We start from the raw sequence: 21,101 nt of genomic DNA, 5'->3' as shown, positions 1-21,101 counted from the left end.
CCGGGGTGAACGCCGCAGGCCCTTTCGGGGGACATCGCGGCGATTCACCCGGCATGGGGCCCGTCGGCGCGATGGCATCCGGTACACGGCCACCGTTCCGTCCGGAGCTGCGGCCGCTGTCTCGAACCCACTGCGCCCCGGAGGCCCCCATGTCCGTCGCCCGCCGAGCCGCCACAGCCGCCATCGCGCTCGCCGCGCTGGCCGCCGCCACCCCGACGGCGCTCGCCGCGCCGCAGGGCCCGTCCCGCCTGGTGCTGTCGGTCAGCACCCCGGCCCGCGCCATCTCCCCGGCCGCCCCGCGCAGCGTCGTCCTCGACTGCGACCCGGCCTCCGGCCCGCACCCGAACGCGGGCGAGGCGTGCACCGAACTCGACGCGGCGGGCGGCGGACTGGCCGATCTGGTGCCCGTCCCCGAGATGTGCCCGATGATCTACAACCCGGTCACCGCGACCGCGACCGGGACCTGGCAGGGCCGACCGGTCAGCTGGTCCCAGCGGTTCGCCAACTCCTGCATGCTGGCCCGCAGCACCGGCGCGGTCTTCCGCTTCTGACCGCGGCCCGTCCCGCCGGCCCGGTCAGCGGCTGCGGCTCTGCAACGACGCCAGGTACGCGTTGTAGGCCGCCAGTTCCTGGTCGCCGTCCCGGTCGGCGGCGCGGTCCAGCCGCCGCGAGACGCGCTGCTCGGACAGGTACCACTGGAAGACCAGCGCGACCAGCACCACCACCGACGGCACCTCGCTGAACGCCCACGCGATGCCGCCCGCCGCGTGCTGGTCGTTCAGCGGGTCCACGCCCACCGACGCCGCCGGATGCGCGAAGGTGCTCACCATCGGCTGGCTCGCCATCATCAGCGCGATGCCGAAGAACGCGTGGAACGGCATGCCCATGAACAGCTCCAGCATCCGCATCACGTAGCCGGGGCGGTGCGGTCCGGGGTCGACGCCCATGATGGGCCAGAAGAACACCAGACCCACCATCAGGAAGTGCACCATCATCAGGATGTGGCCGGCCGGGTGCCGCATCAGGAAGTCGAACAGCGGGGTGAAGTACAGCCCGTACAGGCTCGCGATGAACAGCGGGATGGTGAAGGCGGGGTGGGTGATCACCCGCATGTACCGGCTGTGCAGCAGTACCACCAGCAGCTCGCGCGGCCCCTTGCGCCCGCCGCGCCGGGTGGCCGGCAGTGCCCGCAGCGTCAGCGTCACCGGCGCGCCCAGCAGCAGCAGGATCGGCGACAGCATGCTGATGATCATGTGCTGCACCATGTGGACGCTGAACATCACCATGCCGTAGTCGTTCAGCCTGGTGCACATCGTCACCCCGACGGTCAGCACCCCGAGCAGGAACGCCACGCAGCGTCCCGGCGACCAGCGGTCCCCGCGCCGCACCAGGCGGACCACCGCCCAGCCGTAGAGCGCCAGCGCGAGCAGGCAGCCGACGAGGAAGAACGGATCGGCGCTGAAGGCCAGCGCTCTGGCGAAGGTGAACGGCGGAAGGTCCATCGGCATGTTCATGCCTGCCATACCGGATCCGCCGAGATACATCCGCATACTCCTGTCGAGCGCCATGGCACGGGCGGGCTCTTCATGATCCCCGCGACCGTGCCCGTAACAGGGTAGAACGTCCCCCCGCCTGCGGATCGGGCGGGGGCGTCACCGGCCGGTCCGGCCGGGTCGTGCGGGTCGTGCGGTGGTGCGGGTCGTGCAGTGATGCGGTCGTGCGGATCGTGCAGTGCTGCGGGTGATGCGGTCGTGCGGATCGTGCAGTGCTGCGGGTGATGCGGTCGTGCGGATCGTGCAGTGCTGCGGATGGTGCGGTCGCGCGGATCGTGCAGTGATGCGGGGCGTGCGGGCGTCAGCGCGTCACAGGACGCACTCCGCCTCCAGGTAGCGGTCGACCGGCACCGTCTTGAGGCTGTCCACCGCCTCCGCCAGCGGCACCAGCACGATGTCGGTGCCGCGCAGCGCCGTCATCATGCCGAAGCGGCCCTGGTGGGCGGCCTCCACCGCGTGCCAGCCGAACCGGGTGGCCAGCACCCGGTCGTACGCGGTCGGGGTGCCGCCGCGCTGGACGTGGCCCAGGATGACCGGCCGCGCCTCCTTGCCCAGCCGCTGCTCCAGCTCGATCGACAGCTGCCGTGCCACCCCGGCGAACCGCTCGTGGCCGTAGACGTCGGTGCCGCCGGTGTCGAACTCCATCGAGCCCTCCCGCGGCTTCGCGCCCTCGGAGACCACCACGATGGCGAACCGCTTGCCGGCCGCGAACCGCTTGCCGACCAGCTCGGTCAGCTCGCCTATGTCGAACGGCCGCTCCGGCACCACGATCGCGTGGGCACCGGCCGCCATGCCCGCGTGCAGCGCGATCCAGCCGGTGTGCCGGCCCATGACCTCGACGATCATCACCCGCTGGTGCGACTCGGCGGTGGTCTTGAGCCGGTCCAGTGCCTCGGTGGCCACCATCACCGCGGTGTCGAAGCCGAAGGTGACATCGGTGGAGGAGATGTCGTTGTCGATCGTCTTCGGTACCCCGACGATCGGCAGCCCGGCGTCCGACAGCAGCCGGGCCGCCTTCAAGGTGCCCTCGCCGCCGATCGGGATGATCGCGTCCAGCCCCAGGTCCGCCACGTGGCCGCGGGCCTGCTCCACGCCACCGCGCAGGTGCTCCGGGCGCACGCGGGACGAGCCGAGAATGGTGCCGCCGCGGGCCAGGATGCCGTTGACCGCGTCCAGGTCCAGGGCGCGGTAGTCGCACTCCAGCAGACCCTTCCAGCCGTCGTGGAAGCCGATGACCTCGTCACCGTGGTCCGCCACTGCCCGGTGCACCACCGAGCGGATCACGGCGTTCAGGCCAGGACAGTCCCCGCCGCTGGTCAGTACACCAATGCGCATTGCTCTCTTACTCCTGCTACGTGCGACTCCGCCGACCGGACGCCGTCGTCCGGGTGGACCCCGCCAGCCTAACGGCACGGGGGCTCCCCGTACGGGTCCGTCTCAGGACCTGGCGGCCGCTGCCTGGGTGGCGTGTGCGATCCGTTCGGCCCGCAACGCCTCGTACCACTGCTCGTCCACCCGCGGCAGCGCGTGTACGTCGAGCGCCAGCTTCAGCAGCATGTCGGCCAGCAGGGGGTTGCGCGCCATCACCGGACCGTGCATGTACGTACCGAAAACGGTATCGCAGTACGCGCCCTCGGTACCGTCGCCGGTCCCGTTGCCGTTGCCGATCCGCACCCGGGCCAGTGGACGCGCGCTCGGGCCGATGAGGGTGTTGCCCTGGTGGTTCTCGAAGCCGGTCAGCGGCGGCAGGCCCAGCCGCTCGTCCATGTCGGCCAGGACGTCACCGACGTGCCGGTCGCCGTCGTTGCGGACGCTCTTGACGTCCAGGATGCCCAGCCCCGGCTCCGGGCGGCCCAGGTCGTTGATGAACTCGGTGCCCAGGATCTGGTAGCCGGCGCAGACCGAGAAGACGATCGCACCGTTGGCCACCGCCCGGTTCAGGCCGCCGTCGCGCCGCAGCCGCTCGGCCGCCAGCCGCTGCGGGCGGTCCTCACCGCCGCCGATCAGGTAGATGTCACCGGACGTGGGGATCGGCTGGTCGGAACGCACGTCGATCCGGGTGACCGGAATCCGCCGCTGCCGGGCGCGGCGCTCCACCACGAGCGCGTTGCCCTGATCCCCGTAGGTACTCAGCAGGTCCGGGTAAATCCAGACCAGACGCAAGCTGGTCTCGTTCATTCTGCCATTCCTCGTCATGGTGCCCTCAGTTGCCGATCCGGCGGCGCAGGTCCTGGAACGCCGTGTAGTTGGCGATGACTTCGACCCGTCCGGGCGGCGCGGCGCGCACCGCCTGGTCGAGATCGTCGCAGACCCGGAACTCCAGCCCGGCCACCTCCAGCCGTACCGCCAGGTCCAGCCGGCGGTCACCCAGGACGAAGATCGGGTGTCCCGCCAGCCGTGTGTAGTCCACGTCCCACAGCCACGAGGTGTCCGTACCGTCGGCACCACGCGCGTTCACCGACAGCAATACTGGCGCCGGGGGGCCGTCGATCAGCGAGAACGTCTCCAGCCAGCCGGCCGGGTTCTTCGCGAGCAGCAGCCGCAGCTGCCGGTCGAGGTACGTCACCACGTCGTAGCGCCCGGCCACCGCCTGCACCGAGTACATCCGCTCCAGCGCGATCTTCGGCGGCACGCCGAACACCGCGCCGACCGCGGCCGACATCGCGGCGTTGGCCTTGTTGGCCCGGCCGGGCAGCTGGAGCTGGATCGGCCAGGCGACGCCGTCGGGGGACAGCACGTAGTCGCCGTGCAGCGCCCAGGTCGGCGGCGGCCGGCGGAAGCCGCAGTCGCCGCAGTACCAGTCGTCGCCGGGCCGCTGGAGCACACCGCCGCAGGACGGGCAGGACCAGGCGTCGTCCTTCCACTCCTGGCCGGCCGCGACCCACACCACGGTCGGGCACGACGAGGCCGCCCAGGCCACCAGCGGGTCGTCGGCGTTGGCGATGACCACCGCCTCGGTGCCGGACAGCCCCTCCCGCCAGTGCTCGGCCAGCATCCGGGTCTCGGCGGCCCGGTCCAGCTGGTCGCGCGAGAGGTTCAGCAGCGCGATGGCCTTCGGGGTCACGTCCCGGGCGACCCCCGCGAGGTACTTCTCGTCCACCTCGATGACGCCGTAGCGCGAGTCCGAGCCGCCGGCCAGCGCGGAGGTGATGCCGGCGGGCATGTTGGCGCCCAGCGCGTTGGACACCACCGGGCCGCTGGCCCGCAGCGCCTCGGCGATCAGCCGGGTCGTCGTGGTCTTGCCGTTGGTCGCGGAGACCAGCACCACGTCCAGATGACCCGCGAGACGGGCCAGCAGGTCGGGGTCGAGTTTCAGCGCGACCCGGCCGCCGATCACCGATCCGCTGCCCTTGCCCGCGGCGCGTGAGACCGCGGCCGCTGCCTTGCCCGCCGTCACGGCCAGTTTGGCCCGCGGCGACAGCGGCTCCGGGTTGCCTGACATCGTCTTTCGTTCCTCCTCGCGTCCGGCACCGCGCCCCCGTGCGCGTCGGCCGCCACCGCCCGGCAGGGGTGACGTCGCACGCCCGCCGGGGAACGACACGGCCCCGGTGGTACCCGCGGTCCGCGCCGGCCCGTCGACGCGGGAGGGCTTCGGTCAGCGGTCAGCCTATCGACAACGGGCCCCGCGTCCGTACCCCGCCGCCGACGCCGGTGCGGCGGGACGCGCCCGCACCCTTAGCCTGTGCGCATGCCACACGGTGCCATTCCCGGAAGTTCCGGAACCGTCCATTCCCTGCGCTGGTTCGGCGATCCGCTGCTCCACCGCCCGGCCGCGCCCGCGCCGGAGTTCGGCCCGGGGCTCGCGCGGCTGGTGGAGGACCTGTTCGCCACCATGTACGCGCGCTCCGGGGTGGGCATGGCGGCGCCGCAGATCGGCGCCGATGTCCGGGTGTTCGTCCATGACTGCCCCGACGACGAGGACCGCCGCCACCTCGGACACGTCGTCAATCCCCGGCTGGTGGCCGCTGACGGTCCGTTGGTACGCGGTCCGGAGGGCTGCCTGTCGCTGCCGGGCACCGAGGCGGGTACCCCGCGCTTCGACCGCGCCGTCGTCGAGGGGTTCGACGTCACCGGCGCACCCCTCGTCGTGGAAGGCACCGGCTTCTTCGCCCGCTGCCTCCAGCACGAGATCGACCACCTCGACGGCGTCGTCTACACCGACCGCCTCACCGGCCTGCGCCGGCGCCGCGCCCTGCGGGGCCGCCGGAAGCTGCCGGGGCGGTCGGGGCCGGCGGGGCCGGCGTTGCGGGGGTGAGGGGGTGCGCCCGCGCGGTGTGTCGGAGGCCGGGGATGAGCGCGCCGGGGCCGCGGTCGGTGGGGTGTCTTACGTGGCGGGTCCGCGCCGCGTCACAGGCCACGCCGCGTCACAGGCCCACGCCGCGTCACAGGCCACGCCGCGTTACAGGCCCGCGCCGCGTCACAGGCCCGGGCCGTCCGGCGCGTCGGCGGCCACCGCGAGGGTGCCCCACAGCAGATCGGAGAGCTGGTGGACCAACCGCTCGCGGGAGCAGGGGTGTTCGCCGAGCCACCAGTCGCCGGCCGCGTACATCATGCCGACGATGCCGTGTCCCCAGGCGCGGGCCACCTGGGCGCTCTCGGGGCCGAGGTCGAGGCGTTCGCCGATGATCGCGGCCAGCTCCTCGCCCAGCCGGCGCAGCAGCGGCGCGGAGTGGCGTCCGGCGTCGAAGCCCTTCTCGGTGTCGGCGCCGGCCTGGTCCGTCGGGTGCATCAGGAACCGGTAGACCTGCGGGGCGCCCTCGATCGCGGTCAGATACGCGTCGACGGTGGCCTCGACGCGTTCGCGCCGGGTGCCGGGCCGGTCCAGCGCGGCGCGCAGGGTGCCCAGCAGGGCGTCGGTGTGCCGCTGGGCGAGCGCGCGGTACAGGCCGCTCTTGTCGCCGAAGTGCCGGTAGAGGATCGGCTTGGTGATGCCGGCCTCCGCGGCGATGGCGTTCATGGACGCCTCGGGGCCCTCGCGCAGCACCACCCGGTCCGCCGCCTCCAGCAGTTCGCGGCGGCGCCGTAGGGTCGCCTCCTGCTGGTCCTCGCGCCGGTTGGCGTGCGCCTGCGCCTGGCCGCCCATCCACGTCCTTCCGTCCCGCTTCGCTCCCGCCGGAATTCCCGGCTTCCCGCAACGTAACACCCCAGGTCCGGGCATCCATGGCGGCGGACGCCCGGTTGACACGGGGTACTGGCCGGTAACAGACTCGGCGTTACCGCAAGTAACATTCTATGAGGGCAACCGGGGGTGGAGGACGGTCATGGGTGAATTCGCACTGGAACTCAATGACGACCAGAAGGGCGTACGCGACTGGATCCACGGCTTCGCCGCCGATGTGATCCGCCCCGCGGCGGCCGAGTGGGACGAGCGCGAGGAAACGCCCTGGCCGGTGATCCAGGAGGCGGCCAAGATCGGCCTGTACTCCATGGACTTCTACGCCCAGGCCTTCTTCGACCCCACCGGGCTCGGCATCCCGGTCGCCATGGAGGAGCTGTTCTGGGGCGACGCGGGCATCGGCCTGTCCATCGTGGGCACCACGCTCGCGGCGGTCGGCGTGCTGGCCAACGGCACCGAGGAGCAGATCGGCACCTGGGTCCCGCAGATGTTCGGCACCCCCGACGACGTCAAGGTCGCCGCCTTCTGCTCCTCCGAGCCGGACGCCGGCTCCGACGTCTCCGCGATGCGCACCCGCGCGGTCTACGACGAGGCCAAGGACGAGTGGGTGCTCAACGGCACCAAGACCTGGGCGACCAACGGCGGCATCGCCAACGTCCACGTGGTCGTCGCCGTCGTCGACCCCGAACTCGGCGCCCGCGGCCAGGCGTCGTTCGTCGTACCGCCGGCCACCGCCGGTCTGTCGCAGGGGCAGAAGTTCAAGAAGCACGGCATCCGCGCCTCGCACACCGCCGAGGTCGTGCTGGAGGACGTGCGTATACCCGGGTCCTGCCTGCTCGGCGGCAAGGAGAAGCTCGACGAGCGGATGGCCCGGGCCCGCGAACGCAAGCGCACCGGCGGCGAGCGGGTCAAGAACGCCGCCATGGCCACGTTCGAGGCCTCCCGCCCGGCCGTCGGCGCCCAGGCCGTCGGCATCGCCCGCGCCGCGTACGAGGTGGCCCTCGACTATGCCAAGACCCGCGTGCAGTTCGGCCGCCCGATCATCGACAACCAGGGCATCGCCTTCACCATCGCCGACATGCGCACCCGCATCGACGCCGCCCGCCTGCTGGTCTGGCGCGCCTCCTGGATGGCGGCGGCCAACAAGCCGTTTACCGCGGCCGAGGGCTCGATGTCCAAGCTGTACGCGGGCGAGACCGCCAAGTGGGTCACCGCCTCCGCCATGCAGATCCTCGGCGGCAACGGCTTCACCCGGGAGTACCCGGTGGAACGCATGCACCGCGACGCGGCGATCTACACGATCTTCGAAGGCACCAGCGAGATCCAGCGCCTGGTCATCGCCCGCACGCTGTCGGGCGTCCCGATCCGCTGAGCCGCCCCGTGGGGCACGCGCCGAACGCCTCGCGGGGTACGCATGGGCGGCCTCCGCGGGAGTTCCTGCCTCAGGCATTCCGTCTCGGCGCTGAGGCCGTTCACCTTCCCCCGATCGGCGGCTCGTCCGCCGCGTCCCGGGTGCGCCTCGCGCCGGCTCGTCGGCCGACCCGCAACGTGTACCCCCGCCTCGCCGATGCGGGGCGGGGGCGATTGCGTGCTTCCGGGGCTGGGTGACGGTCCCGGGGGTGCGCGATCAGCCTTCGTGCCACCGGTTGCGGCCGTCGGACGCGGGCCCGCACACCATGGGCGTTCCGCGGTCCGTCACTCCGTGCGCCCCTGCCGGGGCGCAGAACGCCCCCGGGTGGACAACGAGCGGCGCGGGGGGCGGGGGCGCGGCCTTGTGGGTGGCGGGTGCGGACCGCGGTCTGGATGCGATGTGCGTGGCGGCTGCTGCGGGCTTGGTCGTGCTTGCGGTCGCTCTCGGGCGTGGGGTGGCTGTGGGCGTGGGCGTCGGCGTGGGCGTGGCGCTCGATGACGGGAGTGGCGAGGCGGCCTTCCGTGGCTCACTCGAGTGCGTCGGCGTCGGGCTCGGCGTCCGGGGCGGGGCCGATGGCGCGACGATTCCCGTGGCTGCGGCCAGATGTTCCTCAGGCGGGTCCGCGGCCGCTCCGATCGCGTCGGCGAGAAAGACCGCAGCGATTCCGTAGATCACAGTCCAGACGATGTGCCGGCGTATCCAGCGCAGCATGATCCCCCCTCGGATCGCGTGGGCCGCAACAATAGCGGTTGCATGGAGATGGCGTGTCGAGAGCGTGAAGAAGTAATGTATTCAGGCTGCTTGATGGGGCGTCAGGTACTCGCTCGGGTTGACGGCCCCGACCGCCTCGTCCACGTGAGCCTTTGGCGGGCGGCGGGCGGCGGGCGGCGGGCGGCGGGCGGCGGGCGGCGGGCGGCCCGCGTGTCGGCCGTGGGTTCCGGGGCCCGGTGACGTGCTCCGCGTCCCGTCCGGCCACTTGCTGAGCGCTCTGCCGGGGCAACTGCCGTTCGTATGACCGGGCCTGTGGAAAACTTGATGAGGCCGGTTGGCGCTCCGGGCTAGAGTGGGTCACGTCCAGGTGCGCAGGGGATCGTTACTTCCTCATCGCAAGGAGAGACCCGGGTCCGAATCCCGGCCGCCGCTCGCGCGGCGGTAGCTCAGTGGCCCAGAGCGCTTTGTCACGATGCCCGTCCTTGATCTCCGGACACCGGTTTTCCCCGGCCACCGTAAGCACCGGGGCTCACAACTTCACACGCTCTACGCACCTCCCGGTGCGCGGGAGCCGGTTCCTTCCTCTGGCGAAAAGACCGGCTCCGACCTTGATCTCGGGAGGAGCGGCGTGGAGTGCCCGGTGCGCAGGCGACGCGTACTTCATCGGTGCGATCCCCTTCAGGCCCTGCCGCGGGCCTGTGCCACCTCGGCGGCAGCGGACGCGCCGCCGACCCAGGACCCGGGCACCCGCACGTCGTGCCTCCCACCACACGGGGGAGTTCGACATGGCACGCTTCAACACCCGCGCCACGCGGGCGCACACCACCTCGCCGGTGACCACCACCGGTGAGCGCACCACCACCCACACCGGTGGCACCGGCCACCTGCGTGACACGAAGTCCGAGCTGTTCCTGCTGGCCGTCACCAACCTCGTCGGCCAGGACACCTTCTACGAGACCGGCGGCGCGCGCGACGACCGCTTCACCGCGCTCATCCACCTGATGGCCGTCGAGGACCCGCAGTGGACGCTGGCGCTGCTGACCTGGCTGCGCGCCGACGCCAACCTGCGCAGCGCCGCCCTGGTCGGCGCCGCGGAGTTCACCCGTGCCCGGCTGGACGCGGGCCTGGCCGGCCACTCCCGCCAGGCCGTCGACGCCGTCCTGCGCCGCGCCGACGAGCCGGGGGAGATGCTCGGCTACTGGACCTCGCGGTACGGCCGCCGGCTGCCCAAGCCCGTCAAGCGCGGCATCGCGGACGCCGTCCAGCGGCTCTACGGCGAGCGCTCGCTGCTGAAGTACGACACCGCGGGCAAGGGCTACCGCTTCGCCGACGTCCTGGAGCTGACGCACCCGGCACCGGCCGCCGACAAGGCGTGGCAGGGCGCGCTGTTCCGGTACGCCATCGACCGCCGGCACGGCCGCGGTGACGACGTACCGGCGACGCTCACCATCCTGACCCGGCGCGCCGAGCTGACCGCGCTGCCGCCCGGGGAGCGCCGCGCGCTGCTGACCGCACCGGACGGGCCGCAGCGGCTGGCGGCGGCCGGGATGACCTGGGAGGCGGTGGCCGGCTGGCTCCAGGGGCCGATGGACGCGGCCGCGTGGCAGGCACTGATCCCTTCGATGGGATACATGGCGCTGCTGCGCAACCTGCGCAACTTCGACCAGGCGGGCGTGAGCGACGAGATCGCGGAGAAGGTCGCCGCGACGCTGGCCGACCCCGAGGAGGTGGGCCGCTCCCGGCAGTTGCCGATGCGGTTCTACTCGGCGTTCAACGCGGCGCCCTCGCTGCGCTGGGGAGGCGCGCTGGAGAAGGCGCTGACCGCCTCGCTGGCCGGGATCCCACGGCTGCCGGGCCGCACCCTGGTGATGGTCGACACCTCCGGTTCGATGGCGTCCTCCTTCTCCCGGGACGGCTCGCTGATGCGCTGGGACGCGGCCGCGTTGTTCGGCATCGGGCTCGGCCGGGCCTGCGCGCACGCGGACGTCGTCTCCTTCTCCAGCGCCCGGTACTACGTCACGGACGCGCCCGGCGCGAAGACCAAGGCGTTCCCGCTGACCCGCGGCGGTTCGGTGCTCGGCGACGTCCGGCGCTGGAAGGACGGCGGCTGGTTCCTCGGCGGCGGCACCGACACCGCGGCCGCGCTGCGCGCCGAGTACGCCGGGCACGACCGGGTCGTCGTCGTCACCGACGAGCAGGCCGCGCACGACGCCGGCGAGGTCACCGACGCGATACCGGCAGCGGTGCCGATGTACACCTGGAACCTCGCCGGTTACCAGGCCGGGCACGCGCCGGCCGGCGGCACCGCCCGGCACACCTTCGGCGGCCTGACGGACCAGGCGTTCGGCATGATCCCGCTGCTGGAGGCCGGCCGCGACGCACGCTGGCCGTGGGAGACGGCGGGCTGAACGGAGGCCGATGAGTGCGGGGAGGCGTGGTCGGCGGGGCGGACGGCATCCGGTGGGTGCGGGGCGGTGTGCCCGGTCGGGGCGGACGGCACCCGGTCGATGCGGGGTGGCGTGGTCGGCGGAGGTAACGGTGTCCGGCGGGCGCTGGGTGGCGTGGTCGGCCGGTCGGCGGACGGCGGACGGCGAACGATGTCCGGCGGCGTGCGGCGTGGCGTCCTGCGCGGGTACGGAGCGGCCGCCCGGCGGCATGCCTGGCCGTGCCTGGCGGGAGGCGCACGGCGTCCGGCGGCGTGCGGAGTGGCCGCCCGCAGCGGCGTACCTGGTGGGAGGTGCACGGCGTCCGTCCGTCGTGGGCGCCGGCACCCTGCCCCGACTGACGGACCGCGAACGGCATGTGAGCCGACCGTGAGCCCGCCGTCCGGCCCGCCGCCGGGGTGGGCTGCCCAGTGGCGGGTCGCGCGGCGGCCGGACGAGGGGGTGCTGAGGCCGGTTGACCCGGCCGCTGCGGGGGGAATCGGCAACTCGCCGTGCTGTGACCGAAAAGGTACGGCCATAAGGCTGACTATCTGATTGAATAAGCACATGGTGAGCTTGGATCGGACGGCGACGGGGCGAAGCGACCTCGAACCCTTCTGGCCGTCCCGTCAGTCGCACCACTACGACCGTCTGTGTTGCCGCGCGATCCCCGCGCGGCCCCGCGCCCACCGCTGAGCGGACCGACGGCTTCCACGCCCGTTCCCCGCCCCAGCCCCATGGCGCCCCGGCACCGCGCACGACGTCCCCGACGATCCCTCGCGCGAAGGAAGCCGACCCATGCCCAACCCCACCCGTTCCTCGTCCTCCCCGCTGTCCGTCGTGCCCCGCCAGCGGTTGCGCGCGGTGCGCCCCGGTGAACTCCCGCCGCTGCCCGATGTCCTGCCGCCCGGCGCCACCTGGTTGCCGGCGCCCGGCCACACCCTGCCCGGCACCGACGGCGGGCCCGCGATGGTCGGCTACCTGGTGCTGGTGCCCGCCGACCAGTTGCCGCCGGCCCTGCGTACCGCGGAGGTGGAACAGGAAGACGCCGACCAGGGGGCGATCCAGCTGGACCAGGAGCGGCGCACCGCCAGCGTCGACGGCGAACCGCTGGACCTGACCTACCTGGAGTTCGAACTCCTCGCCCACCTCGTCGCCCACCCGCACCGGGTCCACACCCGCGACCAGCTCGTCACCACCGTCTGGGGCTACGGGCACGTCGGGGACGGCCGTACCGTCGACGTCCACGTCGCCCGGCTGCGCCGCAAGCTGGGCGCCCCGCACCGGGACAGCATCGTGACCGTACGCCGGGTCGGCTACAAGTACGCGCCGGTGAAGGTAAATTGACCTCTTCGATCGGTCGATCGGTCGGTTCGGGTCGGTTCGGGTCGGTTCGGGTCGGTTCGGTGGGGGTGGGCCGGTCCGGCCGGACGGGACGAGGCAGTGGCCTCGGTCGGTCCGGCGGTTCGGTCGGTGGCGGTCGGAAAGCGGTCGCGAATGGTGGGGAATGGAACAGAACCCGCTGGGAAGGCGCCGGTGGAGTGGTTCTGGGACAGTCCCCATGGTCATGACGGTATGCAGGACGTTATGGTCGGGGACCGTCTCGGCGCACAGTCCGCCGAGGCGGTACGGGTGCTCAACGTGCCCGTGCCGATGACGAAGGACACGCGTCATGACAATCACACAGGATGGCAACACCGACGCCGATCGCCCGGACAACGACGTCACCGCCCCGCTCGGGGAGACCCTCGCGACGTCGAACGGCGACGCCGCCGGTCCGCCGCAGACCGACCGCATCGACGTGCGCCGCCGCCTGATGGCGCTGCGCCGCTGGTAGGTCCGCGGCTCGCGACCGGCGGTGCCGCGTCGCCGGTGAGCCCCGCGCCGTCCGATCGACGGCGCCCGCTCGCCCGGCCGGCCGCCCCGTCCGCCCGCGTCCGCCCGGCCGCGTAAACCGCTGGCCGAGTCAGCGCGGACCACGTAAGCCGTTTGCCGCACCGGCACGGACCGCGTAAGCCGCCGGCCGAGGGAGTCCGCCCCGCGCCGACGCAGTCCGTCCGCCCCCACCCGGCCGCGCACCCCCGGCCCCGAACCCCGTACCCCGCGACCCGGCCGCGCCCCCGCGAACCACCCCCGCCCCGAAACCGCCGGCCGCGCCCCGCCCCCGCCGGCCACTCCGCCCCCGTCCGACCCGTAGCCTTTCCTCGCGCTCACCGGCGCCCAGAAGAGGAAGGCGAGGCACCACCGATGCCCCAGGCAAGCCTGCTCGACCAGCACGGCAGCGAACTGTTCGGCCCGCACAACCTCCCCTACGGCGTCTTCGGTACGCCGGGCGATCCGGCGCGCAGGATCGGGGTGCGGGTCGGGGATGTGGTCCTGGACGCCGCGGCGGCGGCGCGGGCGGTCGGCGACGAGGCGGTGGCGGCGCTGCTGGACCACCCGGTGCTGAATCCGCTGATGGCGGCCGGGCGGCCGGCCTGGGAGCGGGTGCGGGCGGCGGTGGGCCGGTGGCTGACGGCGCCGGAGCTGTACGACGCGGTGGCACCGCTGGTGCGGCCGCTGGACTCGGTGGAGCTGCACCTGCCGTTCGAGGTCGCCGACTACGTGGACTTCTACGCCAGTGAGCATCACGCGACCACCGTCGGGCGGTTGTTCCGGCCGGACGGTGACGCGCTGACCCCCAACTGGAAGCATCTTCCCATCGGTTACCACGGCCGGGCCGGTTCGGTGGTGGTATCGGGCACCGATGTGGTGCGTCCGGCCGGGCAGCGCAAGGGAGTTGACGATCCGTCACCCGTCTTCGGCCCGTGCGCGCGACTGGACTTCGAGGCGGAGGTCGGCTTCGTGGTCGGCGCCGGATCGCCAGCCGGAGTACCCGTCAGCCAACAGGCGTTCCCTGAGCACGTGTTCGGTGTCTGCCTGGTCAACGACTGGTCGGCGCGCGACATCCAGGCGTGGGAGTACGTGCCGCTGGGGCCCTTCCTCGCCAAGTCGTTCGCGACGTCGGTCTCGCCGTGGGTCGTGCCGCTGCCGGCGCTGGAGGCCGCCCGGGTCGCGCCGCCGGAGCGCGACACCCCGCTGCTGCCCTACCTCGACGACGCCGCGCTGCCCGCCTGGGGGCTCGACCTGAGGCTGGAGGTGCGGCTCAACGGGCACTCCTTGTCGCGGCCGCCGTTCTCCGCGATGTACTGGACCGCTGCGCAGCAGTTGGCGCACCTGACGGTCAACGGTGCCGCGCTGCGTACCGGCGACCTGTTCGCGTCCGGCACGGTCAGCGGGCCCGGCGCGCACGAGCGGGGCTGCCTGCTGGAGATGACCGCCAACGGGCGCGACCCGCTGTCGCTGCCGGACGGCTCGGCCCGCGGGTTCCTCCAGGACGGCGACGTGGTCACCGTGACCGCGTGGGCGCCGGGGCCCGACGGTACGCGCGTGGGGTTCGGCGAGGTCACCGGCCGCGTGCTGCCGGCCCGCGTTCCGTAGCGACACCGGTACGCGGCGCTGGCGTTGGCCGGTCCGGCGAGCAAGGGACGCGGTCAACGTCGGCCCGTGACAAGGCCGTTCGCGGTGCCGAGGGCTGTCTGAGGTTCAACACCGGGACGCCTGCGGCTCAACGCCCGCCGGAAGGAAAGCCGTTGACCGCCCGGACCGGGAGACCGGTCACGCCGCCCGTTCGCCGCGACGCCATGAGCCGCAACCCCACACGCCGCGACACCGTTCACCGCGACACCGTTCACCGCGACACCGTTCGCCGCGACACCGTTCGCCGCGCAACACACCGTTCGCCGCGCAACGCCGTTCGGCGGTCCGGTCCACCGCATGGGTGGGCCGGACCGCCGTCAGGGCTTTCTCGCCGGTGAGGTGTCAGGGGTCCTCACCGGTGGGGGGTTCAGTAGCGGATGGTGCCGGGGCGGCTGGTCGACGCGTGGGTGCCGGCGTGGATCGCGTCCGCGCCGGGCGTCATGGAGAAGTCGCCGCCGTTGAGCGGGCCCGGGCCGTAGCCGCCGCTGGTGAGCGAGCCGGGGTTGGAGGAGGCGAACGGCTGGCCGTCGACCGTGATGTTGGAGAAGTTGAGCTGGTCGAACGACGGGTAGCTGGAGGTCGGCGACTCGATGACCGCCTCCGCGCTGGCGTTGTCGGCGCTGAGGTTCTGGTTGACCGTCTTCGTCCAGCCCTGGGTGGTGTCGGAGAGGGTCAGGGTGTAGCTGCCGCCGCCGTTGGAGACGATGGACGACGTGATGGTGTCACCCTCGGAGACCGGGTTGCTCCAGTACACCGGGGCCGCCGGGTACATCTCGTACCAGGCCGACAGCACCGGCGAACCGCTGGAGCAGTCGGTCTGCACGCCGGCCTGCTCGACGCTCTGCGAGCCGTAGCCGTCGAGGCCGACCCACGGTGCGAACAGGTCGTTGGTGGAGTTGCAGGTCACCGAGGGCTCGACCCACGAACCGCTGATGCTGGTGAAGCTGCCCTGGGCGACGTAGCCGCCCCAGTTGCTGTCGGCGTAGTGTCCGGTCTGCGGGGTGAAGTCCGCAGCCGCCGCCGTACCGGCGCTCGCCGGAACCAGCGCGGCGGCGAGGATCATGCCCGCCGCAGCGGCCTTGCCCTTGGCGAGCTTTCCTCTGGCGCTCGAAGTCATGCCCATGAGCCGTATCTCCTGTGGGGGGAGGAGTGAAGGTGTGGGGCGGCCGGCCGGACCGTGAATCATCGTGGTCACGGCGTTCGCCGCGGCTCAAGGGGATCGGGCGGACCGGAACCCGCCATGGCGGGAACATGACATCATGTGTGGACGAGCGGTTCCTCAGAGGGAGCGGTCATGACGACACCGGGCGTGACCCGTACGGCCCAGCAGGGACTGCTGGAGGGACTCGGCATTCCCGAGCCCGAACAGAGCGCCTACGCGCGGGTGTTGGCCAGCGGCCGGGCCACCTCCGCCGAACTGGCCGCCGACCTGCGCACCACCACCGCCCGCACCGAGGCGATGCTGACCGCGCTGGCCTCCTACGGCCTGGTCAACGGTCCCGAGGGCGCCCCGCCGCACTGGTCGGCCGCCGCCCCGGACGTCGCGTTGGAGGCGTTGCTGCTGCGCCGGGAGGAGGAGTTGCTGCGCACCCGCGGCCGGGTCGGCGAACTCATGCGCACCTACCGCAGCGCCCGCAGCCCGCAGGTCGACGACCTGGTCGAGGTCATCACCGGCCAGGCCGTGATAGCCGAGCGCTGGCGGCAGATGCGCGACGGCGCACGCCGCCGGCTGCTGATGTTCGACAAGCCGCCGCACCTGTCCTTCGGCGACGCCGAGCCGGAACGCCGCCTGCTGGAGCGCGGGGTGAAGGTCCGGGCGGTCTACGAGAGCGGCTCGGTCGGCGCGCCCGGACGCCGGGCCGAGATCGCGGCGGTCGTCGCGGCGGGCGAGGAGGCCCGCATGCTGCCCGAACTGCCCTGCAAGCTCGCCATCGTCGACGACCGCTGGGCCCTGTTGCCGGTGGCCACCGGCGCCGAACTGCGCGGCGCGGTCCTGGTGCGCGCCTCCTCGCTGCTGGACGCGCTGACCGGGATGTTCGAGGCGTACTGGCACCGGGCGGTCGGCGTGCCCAACGCGCACAGCGACAGCCCGGCGCCCGACCGGCGCACCGAACTGCTGACGCTGCTGTCGGCCGGGTTCACCGACGACAGCATCGCCCGGCAGCTCGGCGTATCACCGCGCACCGTGCAGCGCTGGGTGCGCGAGCTGATGGATGCCCTCGGCGCCCGCACCCGCTTCCAGGCGGGCATCCAGGCGTCCCGGGCCGGCTGGCTGTGACCCGGCCGCCGGGCGCTCACCGGTGGCCGCTCAGCGGATAGCAGCTCACTGGTCGCGGGCCTCGCCCGCCGGCCGCTCGCCGGACAGCAGCGCTCTGGTCGCCGGCCGGACAACGGCTCCCCGGCTGGCACCTCACCCGCCGGCCGCTCTCCGGTCGGTAACCCGCTCACCGTTGGGCCGCTCTCGGGTCGGTAACCCGCTCACCGTTGGGCCGTACCCCCGGCTGCCGTCCACCGGTCGGCCCCCCTCGCCGTCCGCCCCCTCGCCGGACGACAGCTCCTCACCCGCCGGCCGCCCGGGCCAGCGTGTCGCGGACCGCGTCGGCGTAGAGACCGGTGCCGGACGGGCGGGGGTGGGTGCGGTCGGTCCACAGGCGTTCGGGAGCGGGGGAGATGACCGCGTTCCAGTCGACCAGCAGGGTGCCGGGGTGCCGGACGACGGCCCGGCGCAGGGCCGCGTTGACGCCGTCCTGCCAGGGCTTGGGCACGTGGACGTCGACGAAGGCGACCGTGCGGCCGGGGCCGGTGATCCGCAGGACGTCGTCGATGACGGAGTCGCCGAACCCGCCGTTGGTGCCCAGGCCGATGACGACCGTGTGCCGCAGCCGCCCGGCCGCCGCCAGATCGCGCAGCACGCCGGGGGCGGCGTCCATCTGCCGTCCGACCTTGGCCTCCACCGCGATGCCGGGGAAGTCGTGCCGCAGGGCGTCCGCCGAGGCCAGCATCACCGAGTCGCCCACCGCCGTCAGGTCCTCGCCGGTGACCGGCGGCCGGGCGGCGATCGCCGTGCCGTGTTCGTGGCCGCCGGTGTCCCGGCCGTCGACCACCGCGAACGGCGTGCCGTTCGGACCGGTCGGCGGACGCGGGGCCGGCGCGCCGCGGTCCGGGACGCCCGGCGCGGCGGGGGAGGGGCCCGGGGCGACGGCGGAAGTGGCGGCCGGGGAGGCGCCCGGCGGGTCGGCGGCGAGGCGTTGGCCGGCCGCGATCTGCGCCTGGAGCCCGGTGGCGCCGGGGGCGTGGGCGACGCCGATGGCGGCCACGGTGACCACGCCGGCGGCGGCCACCGCCAGCGCCAGGGCCTGCTGGGGGCGTTGCTCGGCCCGCTCCTCGAACCACCGGCGGCCGGCGGTCAGGTAGGCGCGGGTGCCGAGCCGGATCAGCGGTTCCTCCAGCGCCCGGTGCGAGGCGGCGGCGATCAGCACGGTCGCCGCCAGCACCAGCCAGTGCCCGGCCGGGGAGGCAGCGAGCCGGGGTGCGGCGTCGGCCAGCACGGCGATCAGCGGCCAGTGCCACAGGTAGATCCCGTAGGAGCGGCGGCCCACCCACACCAGCGGCGGCCACGACAGCGACCGCGCGAGCCGGCCCGGCGCGCAGGCCGCCACCGTCACCGCCACCGACGCCGCGCAGGAGATGGCCAGCCCGCCCCGGTACGTCGCGGCGCCGGTGCCGTCCAGCAGCAGCGCGGCCAGCGCGAGCACGCCGAGCCCGGCGAACCCGGCCCGGTCCAGCAGCCGCACCGACCGGGCCGGCCACGGCCCGCCGGCCCGGGCCAGCGGGACCAGCAGCGCGGCCGCCGCGCCGAGCAGCAGGCCGCCGCCGTGCGTGTCGGTGCCGTAGTACACCCGGGAGGTGTCGGTGTCCGGGCTGAACAGCCAGGCCATCAGCGCGAAGCAGCAGCCCGCCAGGCCGGCGGTGGCCGCCGCCTGCCGCCGCCGGCCGCGCACCAGCGACAGCACCGCCCACAGCAGCATCGGCCACAGCACGTAGAACTGCTCCTCGACGGCGAGCGACCACAGGTGCTGGAGCACCGGGCGGCCGCCGACGCCGGCGAAGTAGGCGTCGTGCCGGGCGACCTGCCACCAGTTGCTGCTGTAGGTCAGCGCCGCCAGCACGGTGCCGCGCAGGCCGGCGTAGGTGTCGCCGCCCAGCAGGGTGGCCGCGCAGGCGGCGACGACCAGCACCGCCCACAGCGCGGGCAGCAGCCGCCGGGCGCGCCGGACCCAGAAGGCGCGCAGCCGCATCCGGCCGGTGCGGTCCCGCTCGGCGGTGAGCAGGCTGGTGATGAGGTAGCCGCTGATGACGAAGAACAGGTCGACGCCGATGAATCCGCCCGGCAGGCCGTTCGTCCACAGGTGGTAGACGACCACGGCCGTCACCGCCAGGGCCCGCAGCCCGTCCAGTCCCTGGGACCTCGGGGCGCCGGCCGCGGCCGCCGGCGGGGCGGCCGGTGGACCGGGCGCCGGACGCGTCATGTCGGTGCTCATCTTCGTACTGTTCACAATCACGCCGCGCGACCCCCGTCGCCGCACCGCCGGTTGCCGGTCCGCCGTTCCGGTGGCGGCGGGCCGTCGGGGAGGACGGAACCGCAGGTCGCAGCGGGTTCCGGGGGTGCGGAACGGGGTGATGGCCAATCACCTGTTCGGGCGGGGCCAACGGTCCCGGAGCGGGCGGTCCTTGATGTTACGGCCGGGTAACATTGCGCCGCCGGACGGTCGCGGCGGTACCTGGAACCTTGTGGTCCGCTGTGAACGTGGGCTAGCTTCCTGGCACCAGACACCACTCGCCGGGGTGGCACTGGGCCGGTGCATCTGTCATGCGCATGGCTTCTTTGCCACCTCGTGCTCCCCCCACTCCCGCCGCGACACCCCACAGCGGCGGGACGAGCACCCGGCGGGCGGTCGATCCCGGGGCGGCGCACGACCTGGGCCCGTACGTGTTCGGGCCGGTGCCGCCCCCATCCCCCCAGGGAGGGCCGTTCCTTGCACAACTCCACTTCCGGCACGCGACGCAGTCGCCGCCTGGTGCGTACCGTCGTCGCCACCGCCTCGGCGGGCCTGGCGGTCGCCGGTACCTTCGCGGTGGTCGCCCCGGCCGGCGCCGCCACCCCGGCGGCGAGCGGACCGCACGTCAAGCGGCTGTGTGCCGCGCCGGACAAGCCCGGCGTGATGGCGTGCATGGCGCTCCAGCGCACCGACATCACCCAGAAGCACGCCATGGCCGCCGACGCCACCCCCAGTGGCTTCGGCCCGTCCGACCTGACCAGCGCCTACAACCTGCCGACCGGCGGCGGCGCGGGCCAGACCATCGCCATCGTGGACGCGCAGGACGACCCCAACGCCGCGTCGGACATGGCCGCCTACCGCTCGCAGTACGGCCTGCCGGCCTGCGGCGACGGCTGCTTCAGCAAGGTGGCGCAGGACGGTAGCACCAACTACCCGACCGCCGACTCCGGCTGGGCCGGCGAGATCTCGCTCGACCTCGACATGGTCTCCGCCATCGCCCCCAAGGCGCACATCATCCTGGTCGAGGCCACCTCGGCGAACACCGACGACCTGGGCGCGTCGGTCAACGAGGCGGTCAAGCTGGGCGCCGGCTTCGTCTCCAACAGCTACGGCGGCTCCGAGGACTCCTCGGACACCTCGACCGACACCAAGTACTACGACCACCCCGGCACCGTCATCACCGCCTCCGCCGGTGACGGCGGCTACGGCGCCGAGTACCCGGCCGCCTCGCCGGACGTCACAGCGGTCGGCGGCACCTCGCTGACCAAGGACTCCAGCTCGCGCGGCTGGTCGGAGTCGGTGTGGAACACCAGCAGCACCGAGGGCACCGGCTCGGGCTGCTCCGCCTACGAGACCAAGCCGTCCTGGCAGACCGACAGCGGCTGCTCGAAGCGGACCATCGCCGACGTCTCCGCGGTCGCCGACCCGGCGACCGGCGTGGCGGTCTACGACACCTACCAGTCGGGCGGCTGGGACGTCTACGGCGGCACCAGCGCCTCGTCGCCGATCATCGCCTCGGTCTACGCGCTCGCCGGCACCCCGTCGTCGGGCAGCAACCCGGCGTCGTTCCCCTACGCCAACACCGGCGCGCTGAACGACGTCACCTCCGGCTCCAACGGCACCTGCGACACGAGCTACCTGTGCACCGCGGGCACCGGCTACGACGGCCCGACCGGCCTGGGCACCCCGAACGGCACGGCGGCCTTCACCGGCTGACGCCCGTTCACCCCGCAGCCGCCGCGCCGTCGCGGACGGCGGCCCGGCAGCCGTGACACCGGCCCCGGTCACCCTCGGGTGGCCGGGGCCGCG

16 protein-coding genes are annotated in these 21,101 nt (G+C 73.4%); 9 read left to right on the top strand and 7 right to left on the bottom strand.

What is annotated here, in order from left to right:
• Positions 1 to 149: 149 nt before the first annotated feature.
• Positions 150 to 551, top strand: a complete 402-nt coding sequence (locus POF43_RS03710; protein WP_271315396.1) for an SSI family serine proteinase inhibitor — start codon at positions 150 to 152, stop codon at positions 549 to 551.
• Positions 552 to 575: 24 nt separating this feature from the next.
• On the opposite strand, the gene POF43_RS03705 is transcribed toward POF43_RS03710, so the two are convergent.
• The 4 genes from POF43_RS03705 to POF43_RS03690 form a co-directional block, all read right to left on the bottom strand.
• Positions 576 to 1,544, bottom strand: coding sequence for a cytochrome c oxidase assembly protein (locus tag POF43_RS03705; RefSeq protein WP_271324485.1), 969 nt, complete (start codon positions 1,542 to 1,544; stop codon positions 576 to 578).
• A gap of 318 nt (positions 1,545 to 1,862) precedes the next feature.
• Entirely contained in the window at positions 1,863 to 2,888 is a 1,026-nt protein-coding gene (locus tag POF43_RS03700; RefSeq protein WP_271315398.1) for a 6-phosphofructokinase, read from the bottom strand.
• Positions 2,889 to 2,990: 102 nt separating this feature from the next.
• Positions 2,991 to 3,731, bottom strand: a complete 741-nt coding sequence (locus POF43_RS03695) for a type 1 glutamine amidotransferase (RefSeq protein WP_271315399.1) — start codon at positions 3,729 to 3,731, stop codon at positions 2,991 to 2,993.
• Between the two features lie 25 nt (positions 3,732 to 3,756).
• On the bottom strand, positions 3,757 to 4,995 hold the full coding sequence (locus POF43_RS03690) for a MurT ligase domain-containing protein (protein WP_271315400.1): 1,239 nt from the start codon (positions 4,993 to 4,995) through the stop codon (positions 3,757 to 3,759).
• A gap of 246 nt (positions 4,996 to 5,241) precedes the next feature.
• On the opposite strand from POF43_RS03690, the gene def reads away from it, so the two are divergent.
• Complete coding sequence (def, locus tag POF43_RS03685) at positions 5,242 to 5,808, top strand: peptide deformylase (protein ID WP_271315401.1); 567 nt, start codon at positions 5,242 to 5,244, stop codon at positions 5,806 to 5,808.
• 162 nt (positions 5,809 to 5,970) lie between these two features.
• Here the strand turns inward: def and POF43_RS03680 are convergent, their stop codons facing one another.
• Complete coding sequence (locus POF43_RS03680) at positions 5,971 to 6,636, bottom strand: TetR/AcrR family transcriptional regulator (RefSeq protein ID WP_271315402.1); 666 nt, start codon at positions 6,634 to 6,636, stop codon at positions 5,971 to 5,973.
• Between the two features lie 178 nt (positions 6,637 to 6,814).
• On the opposite strand from POF43_RS03680, the gene POF43_RS03675 reads away from it, so the two are divergent.
• The 5 genes from POF43_RS03675 (at position 6,815) to fahA (ending at position 14,694) form a co-directional block, all read left to right on the top strand.
• The gene (locus tag POF43_RS03675; RefSeq protein ID WP_271315403.1) at positions 6,815 to 8,041 is read left to right on the top strand and encodes an acyl-CoA dehydrogenase family protein; all 1,227 of its coding nucleotides are present in this window, start codon (positions 6,815 to 6,817) and stop codon (positions 8,039 to 8,041) included.
• Between the two features lie 1,535 nt (positions 8,042 to 9,576).
• Positions 9,577 to 11,199, top strand: coding sequence for a TROVE domain-containing protein (locus POF43_RS03670; protein ID WP_271325550.1), 1,623 nt, complete (start codon positions 9,577 to 9,579; stop codon positions 11,197 to 11,199).
• An 813-nt stretch (positions 11,200 to 12,012) separates the two neighbouring features.
• Positions 12,013 to 12,561: a winged helix-turn-helix domain-containing protein gene (locus tag POF43_RS03665; protein ID WP_282704396.1), complete on the top strand. Its 549-nt coding sequence runs from the start codon at positions 12,013 to 12,015 to the stop codon at positions 12,559 to 12,561.
• Positions 12,562 to 12,886: 325 nt separating this feature from the next.
• Positions 12,887 to 13,051: a hypothetical protein gene (locus tag POF43_RS03660; protein ID WP_271326018.1), complete on the top strand. Its 165-nt coding sequence runs from the start codon at positions 12,887 to 12,889 to the stop codon at positions 13,049 to 13,051.
• Positions 13,052 to 13,461: 410 nt separating this feature from the next.
• Positions 13,462 to 14,694: a fumarylacetoacetase gene (gene fahA, locus POF43_RS03655; protein WP_271325168.1), complete on the top strand. Its 1,233-nt coding sequence runs from the start codon at positions 13,462 to 13,464 to the stop codon at positions 14,692 to 14,694.
• Positions 14,695 to 15,100: 406 nt separating this feature from the next.
• On the opposite strand, the gene POF43_RS03650 is transcribed toward fahA, so the two are convergent.
• Positions 15,101 to 15,856 carry a G1 family glutamic endopeptidase gene (locus POF43_RS03650; RefSeq protein ID WP_271317484.1) on the bottom strand — a complete coding sequence of 252 codons (756 nt, stop codon included), beginning with the start codon at positions 15,854 to 15,856 and terminating at the stop codon, positions 15,101 to 15,103.
• A 171-nt stretch (positions 15,857 to 16,027) separates the two neighbouring features.
• On the opposite strand from POF43_RS03650, the gene POF43_RS03645 reads away from it, so the two are divergent.
• Positions 16,028 to 17,011: a helix-turn-helix transcriptional regulator gene (locus POF43_RS03645; RefSeq protein ID WP_271317485.1), complete on the top strand. Its 984-nt coding sequence runs from the start codon at positions 16,028 to 16,030 to the stop codon at positions 17,009 to 17,011.
• Positions 17,012 to 17,291: 280 nt separating this feature from the next.
• On the opposite strand, the gene POF43_RS03640 is transcribed toward POF43_RS03645, so the two are convergent.
• Positions 17,292 to 19,274: an acyltransferase family protein gene (locus POF43_RS03640; RefSeq protein WP_282699070.1), complete on the bottom strand. Its 1,983-nt coding sequence runs from the start codon at positions 19,272 to 19,274 to the stop codon at positions 17,292 to 17,294.
• A gap of 495 nt (positions 19,275 to 19,769) precedes the next feature.
• On the opposite strand from POF43_RS03640, the gene POF43_RS03635 reads away from it, so the two are divergent.
• Entirely contained in the window at positions 19,770 to 21,008 is a 1,239-nt protein-coding gene (locus tag POF43_RS03635; protein ID WP_271316751.1) for a S53 family peptidase, read from the top strand.
• Positions 21,009 to 21,101: the final 93 nt, after the last annotated feature.

It is taken from the genome of Streptantibioticus silvisoli, from assembly GCF_027947535.2.
GTDB lineage: Bacteria > Actinomycetota > Actinomycetes > Streptomycetales > Streptomycetaceae > Streptantibioticus_C > Streptantibioticus_C silvisoli.
This window is presented reverse-complemented; position numbering and strand designations above follow the sequence as displayed.

Coding starts and splice junctions, on each gene's coding strand:
- POF43_RS03700 (WP_271315398.1), bottom strand. CDS start 2,888: ATGCGCATTGGTGTACTGACCAGCGGCGGGGACTGTCCTGGCCTGAAC.
- POF43_RS03680 (WP_271315402.1), bottom strand. CDS start 6,636: ATGGGCGGCCAGGCGCAGGCGCACGCCAACCGGCGCGAGGACCAGCAG.
- POF43_RS03640 (WP_282699070.1), bottom strand. CDS start 19,274: ATGAGCACCGACATGACGCGTCCGGCGCCCGGTCCACCGGCCGCCCCG.
- def (WP_271315401.1), top strand. CDS start 5,242: ATGCCACACGGTGCCATTCCCGGAAGTTCCGGAACCGTCCATTCCCTG.
- POF43_RS03665 (WP_282704396.1), top strand. CDS start 12,013: ATGCCCAACCCCACCCGTTCCTCGTCCTCCCCGCTGTCCGTCGTGCCC.
- POF43_RS03690 (WP_271315400.1), bottom strand. CDS start 4,995: ATGTCAGGCAACCCGGAGCCGCTGTCGCCGCGGGCCAAACTGGCCGTG.
- POF43_RS03675 (WP_271315403.1), top strand. CDS start 6,815: ATGGGTGAATTCGCACTGGAACTCAATGACGACCAGAAGGGCGTACGC.
- POF43_RS03645 (WP_271317485.1), top strand. CDS start 16,028: ATGACGACACCGGGCGTGACCCGTACGGCCCAGCAGGGACTGCTGGAG.
- POF43_RS03705 (WP_271324485.1), bottom strand. CDS start 1,544: ATGTATCTCGGCGGATCCGGTATGGCAGGCATGAACATGCCGATGGAC.
- POF43_RS03670 (WP_271325550.1), top strand. CDS start 9,577: ATGGCACGCTTCAACACCCGCGCCACGCGGGCGCACACCACCTCGCCG.
- POF43_RS03710 (WP_271315396.1), top strand. CDS start 150: ATGTCCGTCGCCCGCCGAGCCGCCACAGCCGCCATCGCGCTCGCCGCG.
- POF43_RS03650 (WP_271317484.1), bottom strand. CDS start 15,856: ATGGGCATGACTTCGAGCGCCAGAGGAAAGCTCGCCAAGGGCAAGGCC.
- POF43_RS03660 (WP_271326018.1), top strand. CDS start 12,887: ATGACAATCACACAGGATGGCAACACCGACGCCGATCGCCCGGACAAC.
- fahA (WP_271325168.1), top strand. CDS start 13,462: ATGCCCCAGGCAAGCCTGCTCGACCAGCACGGCAGCGAACTGTTCGGC.
- POF43_RS03695 (WP_271315399.1), bottom strand. CDS start 3,731: ATGAACGAGACCAGCTTGCGTCTGGTCTGGATTTACCCGGACCTGCTG.